General features: G+C 41.9%; 10 protein-coding genes, 2 tRNA genes and 3 rRNA genes. 11 read left to right on the forward strand and 4 right to left on the reverse strand.

Annotated elements, in window-relative coordinates; genetic code table 11:
- Positions 1-130: 130 nt before the first annotated feature.
- The 6 genes from MKL51_RS18100 (at position 131) to MKL51_RS18125 (ending at position 6,236) form a co-directional block, all read left to right on the forward strand.
- A 16S ribosomal RNA gene (locus tag MKL51_RS18100) occupies positions 131-1,668 on the forward strand.
- A gap of 59 nt (positions 1,669-1,727) precedes the next feature.
- Positions 1,728-1,804 (forward strand) — tRNA-Ile (locus tag MKL51_RS18105).
- A gap of 55 nt (positions 1,805-1,859) precedes the next feature.
- A tRNA-Ala gene (locus tag MKL51_RS18110) sits at positions 1,860-1,935 on the forward strand.
- A 352-nt stretch (positions 1,936-2,287) separates the two neighbouring features.
- Positions 2,288-5,178, forward strand: a 23S ribosomal RNA gene (locus tag MKL51_RS18115).
- 186 nt (positions 5,179-5,364) lie between these two features.
- A 5S ribosomal RNA gene (rrf, locus tag MKL51_RS18120) occupies positions 5,365-5,479 on the forward strand.
- The 16S, 23S and 5S rRNA genes sit together here with 2 tRNA genes alongside, the layout of an rRNA operon.
- A 160-nt stretch (positions 5,480-5,639) precedes the next feature.
- Complete coding sequence (locus MKL51_RS18125; RefSeq protein WP_032007460.1) at positions 5,640-6,236, forward strand: glutathione S-transferase family protein; 597 nt, start codon at positions 5,640-5,642, stop codon at positions 6,234-6,236.
- Between the two features lie 48 nt (positions 6,237-6,284).
- Here the strand turns inward: MKL51_RS18125 and MKL51_RS18130 are convergent, their stop codons facing one another.
- Positions 6,285-6,989: a TIGR04219 family outer membrane beta-barrel protein gene (locus MKL51_RS18130; RefSeq protein WP_079381041.1), complete on the reverse strand. Its 705-nt coding sequence runs from the start codon at positions 6,987-6,989 to the stop codon at positions 6,285-6,287.
- 639 nt (positions 6,990-7,628) lie between these two features.
- On the opposite strand from MKL51_RS18130, the gene MKL51_RS18135 reads away from it, so the two are divergent.
- Positions 7,629-9,107: a sodium-dependent transporter gene (locus MKL51_RS18135; RefSeq protein WP_017481897.1), complete on the forward strand. Its 1,479-nt coding sequence runs from the start codon at positions 7,629-7,631 to the stop codon at positions 9,105-9,107.
- Positions 9,108-9,119: 12 nt separating this feature from the next.
- The gene (locus MKL51_RS18140) at positions 9,120-9,263 is read left to right on the forward strand and encodes a methionine/alanine import family NSS transporter small subunit (protein WP_002119126.1); all 144 of its coding nucleotides are present in this window, start codon (positions 9,120-9,122) and stop codon (positions 9,261-9,263) included.
- 40 nt (positions 9,264-9,303) lie between these two features.
- On the opposite strand, the gene rsmB is transcribed toward MKL51_RS18140, so the two are convergent.
- Positions 9,304-10,608 (reverse strand): 16S rRNA (cytosine(967)-C(5))-methyltransferase RsmB, encoded by a 1,305-nt coding sequence (rsmB, locus tag MKL51_RS18145; protein WP_270904381.1) that lies wholly within the window; start codon positions 10,606-10,608, stop codon positions 9,304-9,306.
- On the reverse strand, positions 10,605-11,567 hold the full coding sequence (gene fmt, locus MKL51_RS18150) for a methionyl-tRNA formyltransferase (RefSeq protein ID WP_032007457.1): 963 nt from the start codon (positions 11,565-11,567) through the stop codon (positions 10,605-10,607). Before fmt ends, rsmB begins: the two co-directional genes overlap by 4 nt.
- Positions 11,568-11,914: 347 nt before the next feature.
- Between fmt and ilvD the strand changes: the two genes are divergently transcribed.
- The 3 genes from ilvD (at position 11,915) to MKL51_RS18165 (ending at position 16,156) form a co-directional block, all read left to right on the forward strand.
- Positions 11,915-13,744, forward strand: coding sequence for a dihydroxy-acid dehydratase (gene ilvD / locus MKL51_RS18155; protein ID WP_032007456.1), 1,830 nt, complete (start codon positions 11,915-11,917; stop codon positions 13,742-13,744).
- A 313-nt stretch (positions 13,745-14,057) separates the two neighbouring features.
- On the forward strand, positions 14,058-15,347 hold the full coding sequence (locus MKL51_RS18160; protein ID WP_057090026.1) for a hypothetical protein: 1,290 nt from the start codon (positions 14,058-14,060) through the stop codon (positions 15,345-15,347).
- A 77-nt stretch (positions 15,348-15,424) separates the two neighbouring features.
- On the forward strand, positions 15,425-16,156 hold the full coding sequence (locus MKL51_RS18165; protein WP_032007454.1) for a sulfite exporter TauE/SafE family protein: 732 nt from the start codon (positions 15,425-15,427) through the stop codon (positions 16,154-16,156).
- Between the two features lie 8 nt (positions 16,157-16,164).
- Here the strand turns inward: MKL51_RS18165 and MKL51_RS18170 are convergent, their stop codons facing one another.
- A complete protein-coding gene (locus MKL51_RS18170) occupies positions 16,165-17,055 on the reverse strand; it encodes a LysR family transcriptional regulator (RefSeq protein ID WP_017386205.1) in 891 nt (296 codons plus the stop codon).
- Positions 17,056-17,079: the final 24 nt, after the last annotated feature.

Here is a 17,079-nt window from a genome sequence, read left to right on the forward strand (position 1 = left end):
TTGATTAATCGAAATAATTTTCATTGATTGATTGGTTTAAATTACTCGAAGTTTATTTGAGCGAAATTTAAGTCAGTAATTGATGAGCCAGAATTGGTACCTTGTCTTTAAATAAGGTACAAAATGATTTTAACTGAAGAGTTTGATCATGGCTCAGATTGAACGCTGGCGGCAGGCTTAACACATGCAAGTCGAGCGGAGAGAGGTAGCTTGCTACTGATCTTAGCGGCGGACGGGTGAGTAATGCTTAGGAATCTGCCTATTAGTGGGGGACAACATTTCGAAAGGAATGCTAATACCGCATACGTCCTACGGGAGAAAGCAGGGGATCTTCGGACCTTGCGCTAATAGATGAGCCTAAGTCGGATTAGCTAGTTGGTGGGGTAAAGGCCTACCAAGGCGACGATCTGTAGCGGGTCTGAGAGGATGATCCGCCACACTGGGACTGAGACACGGCCCAGACTCCTACGGGAGGCAGCAGTGGGGAATATTGGACAATGGGCGCAAGCCTGATCCAGCCATGCCGCGTGTGTGAAGAAGGCCTTATGGTTGTAAAGCACTTTAAGCGAGGAGGAGGCTACTTTAGTTAATACCTAGAGATAGTGGACGTTACTCGCAGAATAAGCACCGGCTAACTCTGTGCCAGCAGCCGCGGTAATACAGAGGGTGCAAGCGTTAATCGGATTTACTGGGCGTAAAGCGCGCGTAGGCGGCTAATTAAGTCAAATGTGAAATCCCCGAGCTTAACTTGGGAATTGCATTCGATACTGGTTAGCTAGAGTGTGGGAGAGGATGGTAGAATTCCAGGTGTAGCGGTGAAATGCGTAGAGATCTGGAGGAATACCGATGGCGAAGGCAGCCATCTGGCCTAACACTGACGCTGAGGTGCGAAAGCATGGGGAGCAAACAGGATTAGATACCCTGGTAGTCCATGCCGTAAACGATGTCTACTAGCCGTTGGGGCCTTTGAGGCTTTAGTGGCGCAGCTAACGCGATAAGTAGACCGCCTGGGGAGTACGGTCGCAAGACTAAAACTCAAATGAATTGACGGGGGCCCGCACAAGCGGTGGAGCATGTGGTTTAATTCGATGCAACGCGAAGAACCTTACCTGGCCTTGACATAGTAAGAACTTTCCAGAGATGGATTGGTGCCTTCGGGAACTTACATACAGGTGCTGCATGGCTGTCGTCAGCTCGTGTCGTGAGATGTTGGGTTAAGTCCCGCAACGAGCGCAACCCTTTTCCTTATTTGCCAGCGAGTAATGTCGGGAACTTTAAGGATACTGCCAGTGACAAACTGGAGGAAGGCGGGGACGACGTCAAGTCATCATGGCCCTTACGGCCAGGGCTACACACGTGCTACAATGGTCGGTACAAAGGGTTGCTACCTAGCGATAGGATGCTAATCTCAAAAAGCCGATCGTAGTCCGGATTGGAGTCTGCAACTCGACTCCATGAAGTCGGAATCGCTAGTAATCGCGGATCAGAATGCCGCGGTGAATACGTTCCCGGGCCTTGTACACACCGCCCGTCACACCATGGGAGTTTGTTGCACCAGAAGTAGCTAGCCTAACTGCAAAGAGGGCGGTTACCACGGTGTGGCCGATGACTGGGGTGAAGTCGTAACAAGGTAGCCGTAGGGGAACCTGCGGCTGGATCACCTCCTTAACGAAAGATTGACGATTGGTAAGAATCCACAACAAGTTGTTCTTCATAGATGTATCTGAGGGTCTGTAGCTCAGTTGGTTAGAGCACACGCTTGATAAGCGTGGGGTCACAAGTTCAAGTCTTGTCAGACCCACCATGACTTTGACTGGTTGAAGTTATAGATAAAAGATACATGACTGATGATGTAAGCTGGGGACTTAGCTTAGTTGGTAGAGCGCCTGCTTTGCACGCAGGAGGTCAGGAGTTCGACTCTCCTAGTCTCCACCAGAACTTAAGAGAAGTTCGGATTACAGAAATTAGTAAATAGAGATTTCGGTCTTGGTTTATTAACTTCTGTGATTTAAGTATCACGGTATTAAGCATGACCTGACGAAGGCGTGTTTATTCATTAACAGATTGGCAAAATTGAGTCTGAAATAAATTGTTCACTCAAGAGTTTAGATTAAGCAATTAATCTAGATGAATTGAGAACTAGCAAATTAACTGAATCAAGCGTTTTGGTATATGAATTTAGATTGAAGCTGTACAGTGTTTAAGTACACAGACAACAGATAGTAGCGATGAAGAATCGCACGGACAACACTCACTTGTAGGTGTTGACGACTGTTTGGGGTTGTATAGTCAAGTAATTAAGTGCATGTGGTGGATGCCTTGGCAGTCAGAGGCGATGAAAGACGTGATAGCCTGCGAAAAGCTCCGGGGAGGCGGCAAATATCCTTTGATCCGGAGATTTCTGAATGGGGGAACCCACCTACTTTAAGGTAGGTATTGCAACATGAATACATAGTGTTGCAAGGCGAACGAGGGGAAGTGAAACATCTCAGTACCCTTAGGAAAAGAAATCAATTGAGATTCCCTCAGTAGCGGCGAGCGAACGGGGATCAGCCCATTAAGTTATGTGTGTTTTAGTGGAACGCTCTGGGAAGTGCGAACGTAGAGGGTGATATTCCCGTACACGAAAGGGCACACATAATGATGACGAGTAGGGCGAGGCACGTGAAACCTTGTCTGAATATGGGGGGACCATCCTCCAAGGCTAAATACTCCTGACTGACCGATAGTGAACCAGTACCGTGAGGGAAAGGCGAAAAGAACCCCTGTGAGGGGAGTGAAATAGATCCTGAAACCGCATGCATACAAGCAGTGGGAGCACCTTCGTGGTGTGACTGCGTACCTTTTGTATAATGGGTCAGCGACTTATATTCAGTAGCGAGGTTAACCGTATAGGGGAGCCGTAGAGAAATCGAGTCTTAATAGGGCGTTTAGTTGCTGGGTATAGACCCGAAACCAGGCGATCTATCCATGAGCAGGTTGAAGGTTGGGTAACACTAACTGGAGGACCGAACCCACTGTCGTTGAAAAGCCAGGGGATGACTTGTGGATAGGGGTGAAAGGCTAATCAAGCCTGGTGATAGCTGGTTCTCCCCGAAAGCTATTTAGGTAGCGCCTCGGACGAATACCATAGGGGGTAGAGCACTGTTTCGGCTAGGGGGTCATCCCGACTTACCAAACCGATGCAAACTCCGAATACCTATGAGTACTATCCGGGAGACAGACTGCGGGTGCTAACGTCCGTAGTCAAGAGGAAAACAATCCAGACCGCCAGCTAAGGCCCCAAAATCATAGTTAAGTGGGAAACGATGTGGGAAGGCATAGACAGCTAGGAGGTTGGCTTAGAAGCAGCCACCCTTTAAAGAAAGCGTAATAGCTCACTAGTCGAGTCGGCCTGCGCGGAAGATGTAACGGGGCTAAAACTATGTGCCGAAGCTGCGGATTTGACATTAGTCAAGTGGTAGGGGAGCGTTCTGTAAGCCGATGAAGGTGTATTGAGAAGTATGCTGGAGGTATCAGAAGTGCGAATGCTGACGTGAGTAACGACAAAACGGGTGAAAAACCCGTTCGCCGAAAGACCAAGGGTTCCAGTCCAACGTTAATCGGGGCTGGGTGAGTCGACCCCTAAGGCGAGGCCGAAAGGCGTAGTCGATGGGAAATTGGTTAATATTCCAATACTTCTGTGTAATGCGATGAGAGGACGGAGAAGGTTAAGTCAGCCTGGCGTTGGTTGTCCAGGTGGAAGGATGTAGGTATGTATCTTAGGCAAATCCGGGGTACTCTATACTGAGATCCGATAGCAAGCTGTACTTGTACAGTGAAGTGGCTGATACCATGCTTCCAGGAAAAGTCTCTAAGCTTCAGTTACACAGGAATCGTACCCGAAACCGACACAGGTGGTCAGGTCGAGTAGACCAAGGCGCTTGAGAGAACTCTGCTGAAGGAACTAGGCAAAATGGTACCGTAACTTCGGGAGAAGGTACGCTGTTGTTGGTGATGGAACTTGCTTCCTGAGCTGACGACAGCCGCAGAAACCAGGCCGCTGCAACTGTTTATTAAAAACATAGCACTCTGCAAACACGAAAGTGGACGTATAGGGTGTGATGCCTGCCCGGTGCTGGAAGGTTAATTGATGGGGTTAGCGTAAGCGAAGCTCTTGATCGAAGCCCCAGTAAACGGCGGCCGTAACTATAACGGTCCTAAGGTAGCGAAATTCCTTGTCGGGTAAGTTCCGACCTGCACGAATGGCATAATGATGGCGGCGCTGTCTCCAGCAGAGGCTCAGTGAAATCGAAATCGCTGTGAAGATGCAGTGTACCCGCGGCTAGACGGAAAGACCCCGTGAACCTTTACTGCAGCTTGACACTGAACTTTGACCTTACTTGTGTAGGATAGGTGGGAGGCTTTGAAGTTGGAACGCTAGTTCCAATGGAGCCGTCCTTGAAATACCACCCTGGTAATGTTGAGGTTCTAACTCTGTCCCGTTATCCGGGACGAGGACCGTGTCTGGTGGGTAGTTTGACTGGGGCGGTCTCCTCCTAAAGAGTAACGGAGGAGTACGAAGGTGCGCTCAGCGTGGTCGGAAATCACGCGTAGAGTATAAAGGCAAAAGCGCGCTTAACTGCGAGACCCACAAGTCGAGCAGGTACGAAAGTAGGTCTTAGTGATCCGGTGGTTCTGTATGGAAGGGCCATCGCTCAACGGATAAAAGGTACTCTGGGGATAACAGGCTGATACCGCCCAAGAGTTCATATCGACGGCGGTGTTTGGCACCTCGATGTCGGCTCATCTCATCCTGGGGCTGAAGCAGGTCCCAAGGGTATGGCTGTTCGCCATTTAAAGAGGTACGCGAGCTGGGTTTAGAACGTCGTGAGACAGTTCGGTCCCTATCTACCGTGGGCGCTGGAAATTTGAGAGGATCTGCTCCTAGTACGAGAGGACCAGAGTGGACGAACCTCTGGTGTACCGGTTGTGACGCCAGTCGCATCGCCGGGTAGCTATGTTCGGAAGGGATAACCGCTGAAAGCATCTAAGCGGGAAGCCTACCTCAAGATAAGATTTCCCTAGGAATTTATTCCTCTAAAGAGCCGTTCGAGACTAGGACGTTGATAGGTTGGATGTGGAAGCATAGTGATATGTGAAGCTGACCAATACTAATTGCTCGTGAGGCTTGACTATACAACACCCAAGCAGTTGTATATGAAGCATCAATCGATTCATAAACATGCAAAGCAACTTGATTTAGTTATACTACTAGCTAAAATGAACAACGAAAAATCAGACCAATCAGCCCATCTGTAAAGATTTGGAAAACGCAACGTATCACACAGTGAATAAAACGAAGCAAGTATCCATACCAGTTGTGCTGGCGACCATAGCAAGAGTGAACCACCTGATCCCTTCCCGAACTCAGAAGTGAAACCTCTTAGCGCTGATGGTAGTGTGGGGTTACCCATGTGAGAGTAAGTCATCGCCAGCTCATTATTCTAAACACCCCCGTTCTAACGAATGGGGGTGTTTTTTTATGTGATAAAAAATATATGTGTGGGGGAATAAATATAAAAATACTAAGGAAGAGTTGTGCTATAAATAATAAGAAAATTAATCTTTTAAGTATGCATAATAAGGGAAGAGCATCTATGATAATTTATGGTGATGTCGGTTCGGGTAACTGCTATAAGATAAAACTATTACTTTCCTTATTAAATATTAATCATAGATGGATCCACGTTGATATTTTAAACAAAGAAACTCAATCAGCTGATTTTTTGTCGTTAAATCCTAATGGAAAAATACCTGTATTAGTCCTAGAAGATGGTCGTGTTTTGAGTGAGTCGAATGCTATCTTAGGTTACTTGGCTGAAGGAACAAAATTTATTCCTATAGATCCTTTTATTAAAGCAAAAATGTACCAATGGATGTTCTTTGAGCAGTATAGTCATGAACCATTTATTGCAGTTGCTCGTTTTATTAATAAATATTTAGGGTTACCACCAGAAAGAATAGAGGAATACCATAATTTACAGCCAAAAGGCCATAAAGCACTATCTATTATGGATAACGCTTTAGTTGAGCATGACTATCTTGTTGGAAATGAACTGACCATTGCTGATATTGCCTTATATGCATACACACATGTCGCTGAAGAAGGTGGCTTTAATTTAAAGTTATATCCAAATATTCAAGTATGGTGTCAAAGAATTCGAGAATATTTAGGTTATGTAGATATGATTTAAATAAAAAAGAACTCATATAGAGTTCTTTTTTATTTCTGAAATTCTAATTTAGAAGTGTGCTTCCAAGCCTACATATGGGCCTTTAAACTCAAATTTAAGGTCATTGTTATCGTAGTCATCTAAATCGATATTAAGTACGCGATAACCTGCTGTTAAGCCAAGGTCAATGAGTAGGTTATCTGCAAATTTATATTTTACTTCTGCCAGTGCATCTGTAATTCGTGCATCGTCAAAGTTTGTATAAGTTGCTTCACCTTTAGCACTTAAGCCAGTAAACGGAAGTTTTACTTCACCTGACAAATAAGCAATAGGATATGTTTTATCAATATCCACGCGCTTACCTGTATACGCAGTAATATCACCATTTAATACAGTTGCACCAAGACCAGCATCTACACTTACGATATTATCTAGCAACTCGTAGTAGAGGATAAAATCGCTATGATCTAAATCAACTTTATAGTTGGCTTGACCTAAAGTTTCTGATTTAGTTTCGGTATCTAAATTTACATAACGAATTTTTGCATTTGGAATAAATGGAATTGGGTGTTCTACTGCTAATGAGATTTGAGCACTACCTTTTTGATCTAAATCCTGATCTTCAGGTGATTGAGAAGACATATTCGCTTTACCGTCATAGAACCAGTAACCTACGTCGCCTTTTACTCCTACGAAGTCTGCTTGAGCAAAGCCACTTAAGCCCATCCCGAGCGTTAATAAAGATATTTTTAATATTTTCATTTTTACATCCACATAAAAGAAATCTTTGAGCGCATGATATAGGCATCTTGCTACAGATGCATTGATAAAAAATAAGGATTTGAGGTATGTGATATGAGTAAATTTTTAAACCTTAAAAAAATTAATTTAATTCAAATAATTAATATTTTCTTCCTCATTTAAATGAATTTAATCTTTTAGAAAATTTAGTATAAATTTTGTCAATCGTATCGGACTTATTAAATTTTAATTGATAACTGGAAAGTTAAAAATAAATTAGTGGATAAGTTGAGTAATTAAATAAGTATTTTCAGGGATTGCAATAAAATTGCATTGAATAATAATTTTGATCTACAAGTAGTAGTACGTAAATATTAGCTGAAAAATAACCAATTGTGAAAAAAACTCAGAAAATTCGTAAAATTTCTGACGGAAATTACAGTAAAAAGAAATAAAAACAGGTATTGTTCAGCTATATAGGGGCAAAAAATGGACAAAAATCTTTAAGGAAGAATTTTCTATTTTTGCTTGTTTGTTAAGAGAATAAAAATACTCAAAAGGTGCATTTTATTTTCTACAAACACAAAAGTATTTTTTGGTTCTTTTTTTGCATGCGGAATAACAATCAACAATAGCAGTAAAAATAAGTAATCTTTTAACATTAGGTGTTCTATGACAGATTCTCGTGAAAACTGGACGTCACGATCTGGTTTTATTATTGCAGCCGTTGGTTCGGCTGTAGGCTTAGGTAATATCTGGCGCTTTCCATACGTTGCTTATGAAAATGGTGGTGGTGCGTTTCTTATTCCCTATCTATTGGCACTCATTACTGCTGGTTTACCGTTACTATTTTTAGATTATGCGGTAGGACATCGTAGTACTGGTTCACCTCCTAAAGCGTATCGTGCCCTATTTAAAGGCGGGGAAACATTAGGTTGGTGGCAAGTTTGTGTCTGTATCATCATTGGTTTGTATTATGCAAGTGTACTCACTTGGGCTGGTAGTTATGTTTACTTCTCTATTGGTCAAATGTGGGGAAGTGATCCGGAAGGTTTCTTCTTTAATACCTATTTGCAGACCACAAAAGCAACCGGTTTTGATTTACAGTTTGTAGGTCATTTATTCTGGCCAATTGTTGGGATTTGGGCACTTACTCTAATTATTCTTTATGGTGGTGTGAAAAAAGGGGTTGAATTATCGAATAAGATTTTCATGCCTTTATTATTCATTCTCTTCACTATTTTAGTGATTCAATCATTACGTTTACCGGGCGCAGTTCAAGGATTAAATGCTTTCTTTACGCCGAACTGGTCAGCAATGATGGATTATAAAGTTTGGTTAGCGGCTTATGGCCATACCTTCTTCTCCCTCTCTGTCGGCTTCGGGATCATGGTGACTTATGCATCTTATTTGAAACCAAAAACGAATTTAACAGGTTCTGGTTTAATCGTTGGTTTTGCAAATGCATCAACAGAGATTTTGGCTGGTATTGGTATCTTCGCAGCGCTTGGTTTTATGGCTCATGCGGCAGGTACTGAAGTTAAAGATGTTGTGAGTGGCGGGATTGGGTTAGCATTTATTGCATTCCCTAAAATTATTTCAAGTTTAGGTACAGGTGCCGATTTATTTGGTTTCTTATTCTTCTCTTCACTTTTCGTCGCAGGTATTTCTTCGATGGTGAGTATTTTGGAAGTACCTATTGCAGCAATGCAAGATAAATTGAAATGGGGCCGTAAAAAAGCTGTAACCATTATTGGTGGTGGTAGTGCGCTTGTATCAATTATTTTATTCTCAAGTGTTAACGCAATTAAGCTGGTTGATATTGTTGACCACTTTATCAATAACATCGGTATTATTGGCGGTGCTTTACTTTCTATTATTACTGTAGCTTGGTTTAAACGTTCTGCTCTAATGGAACTTCGTGATCACGTCAATCGCATCTCAACTATTCAATTAGGTAAAGGATGGGATTTCACTTTAACAGTGATTACATCATTAATCTTATTAACTACACTCAGTATGACTGTATTTAATTTGATCAAAAATGGCTATGATACTTATAGTATGAGCTTACAAGGTGTATTCGGCTGGGGCAGTGTGATTTTCTGTGCAGTCGTTGCAATTGTTTTAAGCAAAATGAAAGATCGCTAGGAGGATAGAATAATGAATACTTCAGCAATCGTAATGATGGTAATTTCGATGGTGTTTTTATGGGGTGGCTTGGCTTTGTCCATTATCCATTTATCGAAACATCCTGAAGAGTTAGATGATGTTTTAGAAGAAGTAAAAGATCAGCACACACTTTAATGCTGATCGAGTAAAAAAGCAGGCTTAAAGCCTGCTTTTTTTATGCAATTTTTTGGATTTTACAATAATAAAATCCGTCACCAGACTGCGCTTGCGGCAGTAATTGGCGACCATGGGTTTGCTCGATTCCCCAATCAGCATTAATCTTGATCTCTTTTGCATTTGGATTTTCAGCAAAAAATTTCATCATCTGCTGTTCATTTTCAGCTTTTAAAATTGAACAGGTGATGTAAAGCAATGTGCCGCCAACTTTGAGCTGTTGCCACATGTGGTTCAAGATCTGCTTTTGTAGTTCAATGGTTTGAGCTATATCGGTAGATTGGCGCAATAGGCGTATGTCAGGATGACGACGAATTACACCTGTAGCAGAGCAAGGTGCATCGAGCACAATACAATCTACTGGCTGTGCAGGAGTCCATTGAGTTGCATCGGCTGCCAAAACCTCTGTATGACTTTGATCAAGTGCTAAGCGATTTAAGTTCTCAGTTACACGCACCAAACGGCTTGGGTCCTGATCAATCGCAATGAGCTGAGCAGGTTTAAATTTTTCAAGTAAATGAGCAGTTTTACCGCCTGGGGCAGCACACGCATCAACTACTATTTTATCGTTCAAATCTGGCAATAATGTTGCGCAAAGCTGAGCGTGTTCATCTTGTACAGAAAACCAACCTTGTTCAAAACCAGGTAGTTGAGTAATTTGTACAGATTGTTCAAGAACAATACCTGCTTCAGACAAAGTACATGCACGTGCCTGAATTTCTAAATTTTGTAGTTTTGCTAAATAAGCATCGCGGCCAATATGACGCTGGTTCACCCTTAAGGTTAAAGGCGCGACTTGCTTCAAAGATTGGCAGAGAGATTCCGTTTGTTCACCCCAATCCTTTTTTAAGCGTTTGAAAAGCCAGCTTGGTAAGCCATGCGCCTGCTGTAAGCCTTGCTGAAAGTCATCAGTTTCACGAGTAGCTCGGCGTAAAATTGCATTAACAATACCGCTGAGTGCAGGGAAACCAAGTTGTTTGGTTGCATCTACTGTTTCTGAAATAGCAGCATGTGCTGCAATACGTGTGCATAAAACTTGATAAAGACCAACATAAAGACAGGTTTCTACTGTCTCATTATTTAAAGGCTTGCTGAGTAGAGGCAGGCTAATTGATTTAAGAGCAAACCATTGGCGCAATGTACCTAAAACAAGTTCGTGAAACAAAGCGCGATCGCGCTCTGCTACCTGATTGAGCTGTGTATTTAAAATACTAGCGAGTGATTGGCCTTGCTGAACTTTTAGTAACGTCTGGACGACTTGAGCACGCAGGTTAAAACGTGAGGAATTTGAGGTAACCTGACTCATGGCAAAATTTGTCCTACATGAAGTTTTTGAGTTTGCGCAATTTGTTGAGCGTTTAATGCTTTACCACCCGGCCACTGCACGCTAGTCAGACAAATAAATGTATTTTCACCGCAAGCAACATGCACACCTTGTTTATCGATTGCAATAATTTCACCAGCTTGAGCATTTGCTTTGGTTTGGCTAGAAACTAGAGAGTTCCAGACACGCAGAGCATTATTTTCATCAAGTTGAACAAAAGCGACTGGCCAAGGGTTAAAAGCACGGATATTTCGGTCAACTTGAACAGCATCAATTAACCAATCAATACGAGCTTCTGACTTTACGAGTTTATGAGCATAGACTGTTAAGCTTTCGTCTTGAACTTCGCGTTCTGCCAAATATTTTTGTAGTGTTTCTTCTGACTCAAGTACCGCACAAATTGCTGTTGCACCTTGAGCTGCGAGTTTGTCATGTAATGTCGCTGAGGTATCTTCGGCAGTAATTGGGCAGTATGTTTTATACATCATATCGCCTGTATCTAAACCGGCAGCCATCTGCATGATTGTGATTCCAGTTTTTTCATCACCTGTTGCAATCGCACGCTGAATTGGTGCTGCACCGCGCCAACGAGGTAATAGTGAGCCGTGAATATTTAAACAGCCATATTTCGGTGTATCGAGCACAGTTTGTGGAAGAATTAAACCATAGGCTGCAACCACCATCACATCAGCACCTAAAGCTGCCAGTTCTTGTTGAGCTGCGAGCCCTTCTTCTGTAGATGCTTTGAAGTGAAGAGGTTGATAAACAGGGATATTATGCTCAAGTGCAAGTTGTTTTACGGGAGATGGCGTTAGTTTTTGTCCACGACCCGATTTACGATCTGGCTGAGTATAAACCGCGATAATTTCATGGGAAGTTTTTAATAAAGCCGCCAATGCTGTTGCAGCAAATTCGGGGGTGCCAGCAAAAATAATTTTCACAAATGCAATCCAAAAAGAGTTTAGGCGTAGTATACGTGAAAAACGATTGAAGCCCTAAAATCATGGCGATTGAGCATTTTAGTTTTTAAATAGTGAACAAAAAATTATTGAAAAACTTTTATTGATAAAAAAAGGTTATGAAAAAATAAAAAATTATTCATGTAAGTTTTGCTAAATATTGACTGTCTATTACTGTTCTTGGCTTTCCGAATATTATTTGCTTCTATAGAATGGAGAATGATCAAATTATGATGATGAGTCAATATTCCGACTGATCTAACGCTATATCAGTATCATTCGCCAGAGCGGGAAAAATTCCGCTCAAGCACAACTTGTTGGAAACACTAATGCCTGACTATCGTTCAAAAACATCGACACACGGAAGAAATATGGCTGGCGCACGTGGCTTATGGCGTGCAACAGGAATGAAAGATGAGGATTTCGGCAAACCGATTATTGCGGTGGTCAACTCATTTACTCAATTTGTGCCGGGCCATGTACATCTTAAAGATCTAGGGCAGCTTGTCGCAGCAGAAATTCAGGCAGCAGGTGGTGTTGCTAAAGAGTTCAATACGATCGCAGTAGATGACGGGATCGCAATGGGGCATGACGGCATGCTTTATTCTTTACCATCACGTGATTTGATTGCTGACTCAGTTGAATATATGGTGAATGCACACTGTGCAGATGCCATGGTGTGTATTTCAAACTGTGACAAGATTACTCCGGGAATGCTCATGGCTGCGATGCGTCTGAATATTCCTGTTGTTTTCGTTTCTGGCGGACCAATGGAAGCTGGTAAGGTTAAGTTCCGCGGTAATGAAAAAGCGATTGACCTTGTTGATGCAATGGTTGTTGCGGCTGATGAAAGTTATACAGACGAAGAAGTTGAAGAATTTGAACGTTCGGCATGTCCAACCTGTGGTTCATGTTCAGGTATGTTCACTGCAAACTCAATGAACTGTTTAACAGAAGCTTTAGGTTTATCTTTACCAGGTAATGGTTCGATTGTTGCGACGCATGCAAACCGTAAAAAATTATTCTTAAAAGCAGGCCAACTTATTGTTGAATTAGCTAAGCGCTATTATGAACAAGAAGATGCAAGCATTTTACCTCGTTCAATTGCAACAAAGGCTGCATTTAAAAATGCGATGACCCTTGATATTGCAATGGGTGGTTCAACCAATACCGTTCTGCATTTATTGGCTGCGGCAAGTGAAGCAGAAGTTGATTTTACAATGGATGATATTGACGAATTATCACGTCGAGTTCCTGTACTGTCTAAAGTAGCGCCTGCAAAACAAGACGTTCATATGGAAGATGTACACCGTGCGGGTGGCATTATGGCGATCTTAGGTGAGCTTAATCGTGCGAATTTACTTGATGTATCTGTACCGACAGTGCACGAGAAAACTTTAAAAGATGCGTTGGATAAGTGGGATATTATTCGTACTGAAGATGCAGACGTTTATGAATTCTATCGTTCATCACCAGGTGGTGTTCCAACTCAAGTTGCATTCTCGCAAAATCGCTATTATTCAACATTAGATGGCGACCGTGAAAAAGGCGTTATCCGTAATGCAGAAAATGCATTCTCTAAAGATGGTGGTTTAGCGGTTCTATACGGCAACATCGCGCTTGATGGTTGTATCGTGAAAACTGCAGGTGTTGATGAATCAATCTTGAAATTTACGGGCACAGCACGTGTATTTGAGAGCCAAGATGCAGCTGTAGATGCAATTTTGGGTCATGATATTAAAGCTGGCGATGTGGTTGTGATTCGTTACGAAGGTCCACGTGGTGGTCCGGGCATGCAAGAAATGCTTTACCCAACCAGCTACCTTAAATCGAAAGGTTTAGGAAAAGACTGTGCATTGGTAACAGATGGTCGTTTCTCTGGTGGTTCATCAGGTCTTTCAATTGGACACGTTTCACCAGAAGCGGCTGAAGGCGGTGCAATTGGTTTGGTTGAAGATGGCGATACCATTGAAATCGATATTCCAAACCGTACGATTCACTTAAACGTTGATGATGCGACTATGGCACATCGTCGTACAGTGCAGGAAGCGAAAGGCTGGCATCCGAAAGAAGAACGTAAACGTAAAGTATCAAAAGCGTTAAAAGTTTATGCAATGCATACAACAAGTGCAGCGAAAGGAGCTGTACGCGTTCTATAAAATATTCAATTTTAATAATTGATTATGAATCATGCACCCTTTGACAAGATGAATTGCTATCATGTTAAGGGTGCATTTTTCATGTCTGGTAAATAAAATCAGCTTGTAGAAAAAGGTGTTTTTAGATCATTCTATGGGTTTGCCATAAAATGGTGATAAAATCTTCACCTACGTAGAAACTTGCTAAAAACATGACTTATTTTCTGCGTAAACTAAGGTAGTTATATTTCAATCTCGACTACTGTTTTACCTTGCACTATGATCAAAACAATCTTTGATCTCGCTTAGGATTTATTTTTTAGAGGCACAACTCATGTCACTGCTACGCCGTTGGTTTGACCCTATTCGATCGAGCTGGTTTTACCAAAAGCCTTCTCGTCAAGCGGTGTTACCCACGGAAAATGGTTTAAGTATTTATTTACGACTTGATGATGTGTATAGCTATTTGGCTGTTCAGCAATTGTCTCAGCTAGATGAAATTTTAAGTGATGAACTTAAGCCTTTAAAAATTATTAATTCGCATACAGCTTCTGAACCTCCAAACAGCATGTCGCATGAAGAGTGGCAAAATTATTGTCTGAATGATGCCAAGATATTAGCCAAACAACATCGTTTCGGTTTTGATGAATTTCCAGAAATCCCAAGCCCAGAATCTTTAAAACAAGCGGCAGTCATATTAAAAAGAACCCCATTACAAGGTCAGAATTTCTTCCATTTATTAGAAGATATTTTCCACATGCTTTGGCAACAACAATATGGAAAGTTGCGTACTTTACATGCCATGGCAGTTAAACATCAGCTTCCTCAACATTTTTCAGAACGCATTTTTACGGATGAGCCTGTACCCGCGGCATACTTTGAATTTGGTGGACGTAAATATCACGCAGTAGATGATTTACTACGTTTAACTCGTCGTCTGAAGCAGCAAAAATTACTGACGGGTAATCCAATTTTTTTAATTAATCATATCGAATGGCGTGAACATTTGATTAATGATGCTGAGGCACTCACCGAGATTCAAACACTTCATCCTGAGCTTGATATTTATATTGCTTTAGAAGACCCAATGAGTTGGCTGTTACTTGCCTATATTAAGGAAGAGCTGGCTGATTATTATGATATTCAACTAAAAGTTTACCCTTTAAGTTATCAAGGTCGAGACTGGTTTGACTGGAGTTTGGCGACACGTGTTTCTAAACGAACAGGTGTGGCCTTTACGCCATTTTGTCGCCCTACTGAGGAAAGCACATTAGAGATGGCAAAGCTTTTCTATAGTGTGCAAGAGAATCAGCAAATCGATACAATTTTTACGATATTGCAGGCAGTTTGGACAAAAGGAAAAGATTTATCTTTCTTAAAACATTTTCAACAGTTACAGCAACAGCTTGGGATTGAGCAGCTAACCGACCAAGATGTGCAATCTGTTTTGGCGCAGAATGATGCACTTTGCAAAGACAAGCATCAGCCTGATTTGCCAGTTTTAGAGCTGCGTATTGATGGTCAGAGCTACGTATTTAATAGCTTGTATCGTGTATGGATGATCGAAAGTATTTTTAGCAATGTATTAGAAGAGAAATATAAAACAGCCTCAACTTTTAATTGAGGCCTACTTCTAAAAACAAGAATAGGGCCATACCTGTTTTTTCCGTAGCATATCCTTTAAGGAATCGGAGATAAACAGTGACTTTTTTAGCAATTATTATAGTGGTCTTTGCCTTCGCTGGCATGATTAAAGGCATGATCGGTTTAGGATTGCCCGCGGTATCGATGGGCTTACTCACCATCGCAATGAGCCCTTTTCAGGCAGCTTCTCTTCTGATAGTTCCTTCAATGGTCACCAATGTCTGGCAACTTTTTGCTGAAGGACATGTATGGGCTTTTATTCGTCGTTTCTGGACTTTGCTTGTGGGCATTGTTGTGGGCTCAATATGGAGCTTTTTACCTACTTTAAGTCAAAGTCATGGGCATAGTAGTAAAATTTTATTAGGCTGTATGTTGGCCTTATATGGACTCTATGGTCTGTGCGTGAAGAAACTTCCACACTTAGGGAAGTATGAACGTTGGCTATCACCGATTATTGGATATATCGGCGGGGCAGTGACTGTAGCAACTGGTGTCATTATTATTCCAATCGTTCCTTATTTGCAGTCTTTACATTTAAAGCGTGATGAGTTGGTTCAGGCTTTAGGACTAACGTTTACTGTTTCTACCATTTGTCTTGCAGTCTTTTTACACCACAACCCTATGTCGGGAATGACATTGGATTATCGTTTATCTTTTGCTGCATTATTGGCGGCGCTCGTTGGAATGTGGTTAGGTAAAAAAATCCGTTATCGGTTAAATGAGCAATTATTTCGCCGTATCTTTTTTATAGGTTTGGTGTCATTAGGGCTTTATATGATTTTGCATTAAGCCAATTTTTAAGGGCGATGTTGCAATAAAAAATCTGAAAATTGTTTATAACTATTAGGTAGCTGATTGAAATTTTGTGTGGCCAAAAGCAGTTTACGATTTGCCCACGCACCTAGTAGTTGAATGGAATGAAAATCATAGTCCGATTGCAAACGCTGGGCAGCACGAGCCGGCATAATCGCAATTCCGACGCCTTTGGCGACTACCTCAGCAATCGCCCCAAAATTAGGTAAGCGCAAACGGTACTGTATGTTAAAGCCCAATAGCTTAGCTTGAGTTTCGATGGACTGTTGTAACGAATGGTGGGGTTTAAGGCCAATAAAACCATAACTTAAAGCCTCTACCAAATTCAGCTGTTGGTGTTGAGCTAAATTGTGAGTAGGAGGACAAATCAGAACTAATGGATCACTAGCAAATTCTTTCGTTTGCAAATGTCTAGTATCAAAAAAACTTGAGACCAGCCCAAGATTTGCAACTCCTTGCGTTAATGCCTCTACAATTTCTGAACTTTCTGCCTCATGTAAATCAATATTCATTTCGGGATGAAGCACCAAATATTGCGGTAATAACGGAGGCAAATATTCGCTTTGAGCAGAAGAGTTACACCAAAGCGTTAATGACTCTGTTGTAGGCGGCCTAAAACGCTGCATTTCTTGTTCAAGCTGCTCTTTTTGTGTCATAAGCTGACGAGCATGCTCTACAAAAGCGTGTCCTGCTGTGGTGAGCTCCACTCCCGTCGTGTGGCGAATAAATAAGGGCGTTTCAAAATATTGTTCGAGTTTTTTAATGCGTTCGCTGGCAGCTTGAAGTGAAATTGCAGAGCGGTCTGCACCTTTGGTTAGGCTACCCGTAGAGACAATATGAAGAACCAGCTGTAAATCAAAAAAATCAAAACGCATGACAGGGAACGTGTTGAAGGCTAA

Origin of the sequence: Acinetobacter sp. AOR18_HL, from assembly GCF_027855145.1 — a bacterium.
Taxonomy (GTDB): Bacteria; Pseudomonadota; Gammaproteobacteria; order Pseudomonadales; family Moraxellaceae; genus Acinetobacter; species Acinetobacter pittii.